4 protein-coding genes are annotated in these 3269 nt (G+C 56.5%); all 4 read right to left on the bottom strand.

Features of this window, described 5'->3' with window-relative positions:
- Nucleotides 1-1454 (bottom strand): Wzz/FepE/Etk N-terminal domain-containing protein (locus DWX84_RS21205; RefSeq protein ID WP_233573983.1); only part of this gene is annotated, 1454 nt, incomplete at its 3' end.
- Nucleotides 1455-1491: 37 nt separating this feature from the next.
- A complete protein-coding gene (locus DWX84_RS21200) occupies nucleotides 1492-2289 on the bottom strand; it encodes a polysaccharide biosynthesis/export family protein (protein WP_005863165.1) in 798 nt (265 codons plus the stop codon).
- 47 nt (nucleotides 2290-2336) lie between these two features.
- Nucleotides 2337-2765: a BT0820 family HAD-type phosphatase gene (locus DWX84_RS21195; RefSeq protein WP_057317744.1), complete on the bottom strand. Its 429-nt coding sequence runs from the start codon at nucleotides 2763-2765 to the stop codon at nucleotides 2337-2339.
- Between the two features lie 173 nt (nucleotides 2766-2938).
- On the bottom strand, nucleotides 2939-3269 hold a 331-nt coding region (locus DWX84_RS21190; RefSeq protein WP_122377618.1), incomplete at its 5' end, for a hypothetical protein.

The raw sequence follows: 3269 nt of genomic DNA, 5'->3' as shown, positions 1-3269 counted from the left end.
CGCTTCTGCAACAGCATGACGTACAACGTGGCCTTGATCTCCTGCTGCCGGGAGATCGTCATGAACTCCTTCTCCTGCCTCGGGGCGTCGCTGATGCGGCTCTCGAACTTGCTCGCCTGACGGTCGATGTCCGCCTTGGCGATCTGGAGACCCCTCAAGACACTGTTCACCGTCGTCTTCACGTTGCGGCGCATAGCCTCGATGCCGGCGTTCATGTTGATGATCGCCGGGTTGCTGTCCGAAGAGGTGCGCAACAGGCGCTTGCGCTCGATGATCATCGTGTTGTACTGGTCGATGACAGAGGTGAGGTTTTGATCCCGCAGGCCCACGTTGGCAGGGATCACCTCGTCCATGTTCGCAGGATCGTCGATATAATTGCGGAGATACTGCACCAAGTTGATCTGCGTGGCGTTCTCCGTACGTTGTTGCTCATACCTCGAGCTTTCCTGCAACGCCATCTGGGCGTCGCTCGTCAAATTCGTCAGGCCGGAGCGTTGCTTGAAGGCAGCGAGCTCGCTCTCCGTAGTGCCCAGCTCGCCGTTGATGATGCCGATGCGCTCCTCGATGAACTCAGCCGTCTTCTGCGCCACCTCGTTCTTCTCGTCGTTGGCGTCCTGGTTGTAGAACGACACAAGGCGATTGATGAAGTCCACGCCTCGTCGCCTCACCGTGTTCCTCAAGGATACCTTGGCGATCGTCGTCGTCTTGGACGAGGGCGTCACGCTCAACTCCTTGCCGTAAGCCTCGGCAGTGGACGTGGGGGTATGGACGTGGGCGACCAGCTCGATCTCCCCGCCCTCCAACTCCGGTATGGAATCCATGCACGTGAAACTGAAAACCCCCACGGGGGTGGGCAATATGGCGGGGAGCCTGTCGAAGCCCTGCTCCATCGTCTCCTCGTCACCCTCCTTGTCGATCTTGTACTCCGCTCTCACCGTTAGCTGACCCTCCTTCGTGTAGCGCATGCGCAGCTCGACGGGGGCCACCAGACGGTCCGCCTCCTCGGGGGTGATGAACACGTTAACGGGGGAGTTCTTATATAACGGGGGGTTGAAGCCCAAGGCGTTCGACTCCTCCATGTCGATATACAGGCCCATGTCGTTCACCACCTTCTTGATCAACGTGCGGGACCTCAGGATCTCGACCTCGTTGTCGAAGTTGCTCGTCATCGAGAGCATGCCGAGGTCCTGTATCGCAGCCAAGCCGCTGGCGGCGTTAGCCCCCTTCTTCTCGTCCTCCTTGATCAGCACCGACGACGTGACGTTATACACCGGCGTCTGGTAACGCAGGAAGACGTACATCCCGATGCAGCAGGCCAGTACGCTCGCCACGAACCAAGGCCAATAAACCATATACTTGAAAAACACGGCGTAAAGATTGATCTCACGATCCTCCCCCTCCGGATTGTTATTGTTATTATTATTATTGCTTGTATTTATACCATCGTCCACCATCTCTCTAAATTTTCAATTCTCAATTCTCTATTTTCAATTATTTAAGTATGTTCACCAACAGGCCGGCGATCGAGACCAAGATCGAGATCGAGCTCACCCACAACGTCGTGCTGTTACCGATATCGGAGTTCTTCGCCTTCGTCTCGTTCGGCGTGACATAAAGGATGTCGTTCTGTTTCAAATAATAATACGGGGAGGTCACGATTCCGGCGTTGTTCAGGTCCAGGTTGATGATCTCGCGCTTCCCGCTCTCGTCCTCGCGGATCAGCTTCACGTTGTCACGTACGCCGTAGATCGTCATGTCGCCGGCCATCGCCAACGCCTCCAGAACGTTCACCTTCTCGTTGCCGATCGTGAAGCTGCCCGGACGGGCCACCTCGCCCAAGACCGAGATCTTGTAGTTCGCCATGCGCACCGTCACGATGGGCGCCTCCTTCAAGTAAGGCCTCAATCTCTCACGGATCAGGCTCTCCGCCTCGTTCTTCGTCAAGCCGCCGACCCTCAGCGTACCGATCACAGGGAAGTCGATCTCGCCGGAGTTGTTCACGAGGTATTGCTGCAACGTGGGTTGCGTCGTCGTGTTGATGTTCGTCAGGGCCGCGTTCAACGGGGTCTGCACCGTCAGGTTGAACGGGGCCGCCGCCTGCGGGTCCGTCGTGTTGACCGTGATGCTCAACAGGTCCTTGGGCATGATCTTGGCGTCATACAGGGGAAGCGTCCCCTCGAGATCGTTCACCGCCTCCGGGTTCTGGAGGTAGGGCACGTTCTTGTAAGACGTACACGCCGCCAGCAAAAGGGGCAGCGAGAATAGGAACAGTAGTCTTTTGATCTTCATATTATTTTGTTATCGTTTTTATTTCTTTAAACACGGATCACACGGACTTAACGGAAAAGGCGGGACAGGAAACCTTTGGGTTTCTCCGGCTCGTACTCCGACTCGTATTTACGCGTCAGGTCCTCATAGGACAGTCTCTTGGTCACCATCTCGTAGATCGTGCCCCAGTCCGGGAGGCCGCCGAGGTTGCGGTCGTCGATGAAAACGTCCGCCTTCAGCTTGCGGGAGAAGTGGTTGTTCCGGTCTCTCTCCTCCTCCGGGTAGTCACGGTTCACCGCGTAGAACTCCAAGCCACGCTCACGGCAGAAGGACAACGCCTCCTCCAAGAGCCCGCCCTCACGGACCGTCCAAAGGATCAGCTTATGCCGATCCGATTGCAATTTCCTCAACGTCTCGATGGCGAAAGGAAGCTCACGCCCGATCGCCGGATACTTGTGCTCGACGATCGTACCGTCGAAATCTACCGCTATTATCATCTCTTTAATTCTCAATTTTCAATTCTCAATTATAAAAGGGCCGGACCACCGGACGGCCGGAGTGGTATATGTTAAAGCGGGGTCAGCCTATCGGCCAAAGCCAAGGGGTCTCCTAGCCGCTAGAGACGGCCATTGCCATCCGGGGGATCCGACCGTTTCTTTTCTGCCCTTATCTAATTCTCGCTTAACCGGGGCAATCCCTCCACCTCGCCGGCGTGCCATTCACGGTAGTCCGCCAAGGGAAACCCGGGGACGGTCAATAGCTTGTAATCCGACCCGTCTCTTCTCAATATATGTTTACGGGCGTACGAGCGGAGCGAGCGATCCGTAACGGACACCATCACGATCGGGAACGGGTAGGCGAACAGGCGCAGCGGCGTGGTCTCGCTATCCGGGAACGCACGATGCAGCTGGTAGGCCGAACGCTCGAACGCTACCCAGTAGGGACCCGTGCAATACAGGTGTATTGAGTTTCGGTTCGCACGCTCACGATCCATGATCTCT

The organism is Parabacteroides sp. AF21-43 (assembly GCF_003635435.1).
In the GTDB taxonomy this organism is placed as follows: Bacteria; Bacteroidota; Bacteroidia; order Bacteroidales; family Tannerellaceae; genus Parabacteroides; species Parabacteroides distasonis.
Note: the sequence above shows the minus strand (reverse complement) of the source record. Positions and strands in the feature narration are given on the sequence as shown.

Excerpts from the sequence above, each read along its gene's own strand:
- DWX84_RS21200 (WP_005863165.1), bottom strand. The coding sequence starts at position 2,289 with ATGAAGATCAAAAGACTACTGTTCCTATTCTCGCTGCCCCTTTTGCTG.
- DWX84_RS21195 (WP_057317744.1), bottom strand. The coding sequence starts at position 2,765 with ATGATAATAGCGGTAGATTTCGACGGTACGATCGTCGAGCACAAGTAT.